Origin of the sequence: Frankia sp. AgKG'84/4, from assembly GCF_023242965.2 — a bacterium.
GTDB lineage: Bacteria > Actinomycetota > Actinomycetes > Frankiales > Frankiaceae > Frankia.
The window spans coordinates 1-3,234 of sequence record NZ_JALKFU020000591.1; the positions used below are offsets into that span (position 1 = coordinate 1).

At 75.1% G+C, this 3,234-nt stretch carries 3 protein-coding genes and 1 pseudogene; 3 read left to right on the top strand and 1 reads right to left on the bottom strand.

Translation table 11 applies throughout. The annotated features are described in order from the left end of the window. On the bottom strand, nucleotides 1–282 hold a 282-nt coding region (locus MXD58_RS23655; RefSeq protein ID WP_250609946.1), incomplete at its 3' end, for a hypothetical protein. A gap of 46 nt (nucleotides 283–328) precedes the next feature. Here MXD58_RS23655 and MXD58_RS23660 point away from each other — a divergent pair. The 3 genes and pseudogenes from MXD58_RS23660 to MXD58_RS23670 form a co-directional block, all read left to right on the top strand. Further along, nucleotides 329–1,195, top strand: coding sequence for a LysR family transcriptional regulator (locus tag MXD58_RS23660; protein ID WP_284678805.1), 867 nt, complete (start codon nucleotides 329–331; stop codon nucleotides 1,193–1,195). 77 nt (nucleotides 1,196–1,272) lie between these two features. Beyond that, nucleotides 1,273–2,538, top strand: a complete 1,266-nt coding sequence (locus MXD58_RS23665; protein ID WP_248837067.1) for an EAL domain-containing protein — start codon at nucleotides 1,273–1,275, stop codon at nucleotides 2,536–2,538. 271 nt (nucleotides 2,539–2,809) lie between these two features. Then, nucleotides 2,810–3,234: pseudogene (locus tag MXD58_RS23670) on the top strand (hypothetical protein); the annotation flags it as partial.

Consider the following 3,234-nt stretch of genomic DNA (forward strand, 5'->3'; position numbering starts at 1 on the left):
GGGGGGGGGGGGGGGGGGGGGGGGGGGGGGGGGGGGGGGGGGGGGGGGGGGGCGGCCCCGCCCCCCCGCCCCCCCCCCCCGCCGCAGCGACAGCAGCGTCAGCGACAGCAGGAGGACGCGAGGATCCCGAAGTCGACGATCCTGCGGCGGGTCAATACCCGCCGGGGCAGCGGCCGCCGCCCGGCGCGACCGGCATGGGCAGCGCTGACCTGCCCGAACCGGGGTGCGCAGGGCTTGTCGACCATGTCGACCAGAATTATCGGTTTTCCTGTGGTTGTCCAACGCCGATCCGCAATCACACCGATCAGATTTCGCGATCAGTCGTGTTATGGTGCGCCCTGTGCCCTCCACGCTCGACATCACGGCGTTGCGCAGCCTCGTCGCGATCGCGGACAGTGGCGGGTTCCGGCGGGCAGCGGCGGTCCTGTGCGTGTCCCAGTCCGCGGTCAGCCAGCACGTGCGCCGGCTGGAGAAGACCATCGGCCGGCCGCTGGTCGCCCCCGACGGGCGCGCCACCCGGTTCACCCCCGACGGCGAGCTGCTGCTCACCGCGGCGCGTCGCCTGCTCGACCTGCACGACGGCGCTCTCGTCCAGCTCGGCGTGGGCGCCCCGGCGCGGCCCTCGACGATCACCGTCGGGGCGACGGAGCACGCGGCGGACCATCTGCTGCCGTTGTGGATGGCCGCGCTGACCGCGGGCTACCCGGAGGCGCGGATCCAGTTCCGCCTCGATCGGGGCGCGCGCATCACCGAGGCGCTCGAGGACGGCGCGGTCGACGTCGCCGTTCTCATCGGCGCGGCGCACAGCCCCGCCTGCCGCCCGGCCGGCGCCCTGCGCCTGGCCTGGTACGCCGCGGCGGGGTGGACGCCGCCGCCGCCCGACCGTCCCCTCCCCCTGGTGGCGATCAACGATCCGTGCACGATCCGCCGGCAGGCGCTGAGCACTCTCGCGCGGGTCGGGCGGACCGCCTGGATCGCCGGTGAGGCCGGCCATCTCGCCGGCGTGCTGCAGGCGACCCGCGCCGGGGTGGGCGTGGCGCTGCTCGCCGACGTGGGCCCGGTGCCCCCCGGTCTGGTCCGGCGCGACGACCTGCCGGCGGCGGATCCCGAACCGCTGCACGTGCGGGCCGGGCGCGGAGCGCCGCCCCGGCTGGCGGACCTCATCCGCGACGCGGTCACAGTGGCGCTCGCCTGAGTGACCACGGGTCCGCGGACACGCGGGCCGCATGGCCGAGGGTGGCCCGGGGCATGCACCTGGTGGAGGTGATTGGCGTGCCGACCAGGGTGATGCGACCCGCCACGCCGGTGGATCTTCCTCAGGCGGAGACGATCGTGGCGGACCTGTTGGACGTCCTGCGTCGGCAGCTCGGTATGGATCTCGCGATGCTGGCCCGGGTGGAGGACGACCACCTGGTGCTGCAGGTGCTGCGAGGTGACGCCGCCGGCTTCGGGGTGGCCCCGGGTGACCGCCTGCCCCGCCGTGGCCCGCTCGAGGAGGTGCTGCCCGGGGTCGGCGTGACCCGAACGAGGCCCGGCGAGGGGAGGGCCGGCCCACCTGGGGGTGCCCCGGGAGGCACGTCGGGCGATCCGCTGGGCGGTGGGTTCGGCCTGGCGGGCGTCGGGGCGTACGCCTGCGTGCCGGTGCTCGACGGTGATGGCCTGAACTACGGCGTCCTGGCCTGCCTGTCGCACCGACCGCGGCCCGCCGCGCCGGAACGCGACGGGCGGTTCCTGCGGCTGATGGCCGCGTTCCTCACCGACGTCGTCCTCGACCTGCAGGAGATGTGGTCGCGCCGACGACGGCTCTGGTCGCAGGTCAGCGATGTCATCGATGGCGGCGGGCCGCTGGTGGTCTTTCAACCGATCTTCCGGCTGCGGGACCAGCGGATGGTCGGGCTCGAGGCCCTGTCGCGGTTCCCGGGGATGGCCGAGGACCCGCAGAGCTGGTACGAGAACGCCGCCGCCGTGGGCCTGGCCACGGAGTTGGAGCGGATGGCCTTCGCCCGGGCGTGTGCCGTCCTGCCCGAGCTGCCCGCCGGGCTCACCTTGGCGATCAACGCCTCGCCGTCGACCATCATCGCGGGCGTGGTGGACCTGCTGCCGGACTTCGCCGCCGGCCGCGTCATCGTCGAGATCACCGAGCATGAGCGGATCGCCGACGACGACCGTCTGCTGTTGGCCGTCGACCTGCTGCGCAGACGCGGGGTCCGCATCGCCATCGACGACATCGGCACCGGCTACGCGGCCCTCGAACAGCTCCTGCGACTGCGCCCGGAGATCACCAAGCTGGACGGGATCATCACCCGTGGTATCGACATCGACGCGGCGCGGCGGGCGATCGCCGTCGGACTGGTCCAGGTCGCGGATGAGATCGGCGGCCACATCGTCGCGGAGGGCATCGAGACGGCGGCCGAACTGGCCACGGTGATGGCTACCGGCATCCCCTACGGCCAGGGATATCTGCTGGCCCATCCGACTCCGCTGGCGGAGGTCGCCGGGCTGCGCACGTACGCGACCGTCCCGGCCGACCGGCACTGAGTGCGCCCGCGCTGGCGGCGTCCCCGGTCCGGTCACCGATCGAATGGGTGACGACAACCCGACATTGTCGGCTCCCCTCGTCATCCGCGGCCTACGATCAGACATCGTCTGCCACCGGCCCGGCCGGTGACCGGACCCGCGCGCGGGACGGGACGGGACGCCGGAGGGAATCGAACGGGGCGGTGGCAGGTACGCGCATGGCCGGGGAGTTCCTCCCCGGCGTGGCGCCCCCCGGATCCCGGGCCCGAAACGGGCGTCCCGGAGCGCCGCGGTGACCGCCGCCGAGAGTGCGGACCGGCGGCCTCATCATGAGGAGTTCGCCGCGCGGCCCGCGGGCGGCCCGACCACCACCGATCAGGAGGCCACCGACGTGCAGACCACCGCGCAGGAGGCCACCGCGGCCCAGCCGGCCGGGCCGGCGGGCGAGGACCGGCACGCGACCGCGTGCTCGGCGTGCGGCGCGACCGTGCGGGCCCAGGACCGTTTCTGCGAGCGCTGCGGCGCCGCGCTGCCCCGGGCCGGCATGACCGGCGACCGGGTGGAGAACGACCTCGGCTCGGCGGCGGGGGTGAGCGACCGCGGGCTGGTCCACCGGACCAACGAGGACGGTCTCGCGCTGCGCGTCCTGGCGCGGGCCCGCCCCGTGGACCCGACCGGCCCGGACGCGAGGGCCGCCACGGCGGCCGGGGCCGGGGC

What these genes read in the sequence shown, in the direction of transcription:
- MXD58_RS23660 (WP_284678805.1), top strand. Translation starts at nt 329, where the DNA reads ATGGTGCGCCCTGTGCCCTCCACGCTCGACATCACGGCGTTGCGCAGC.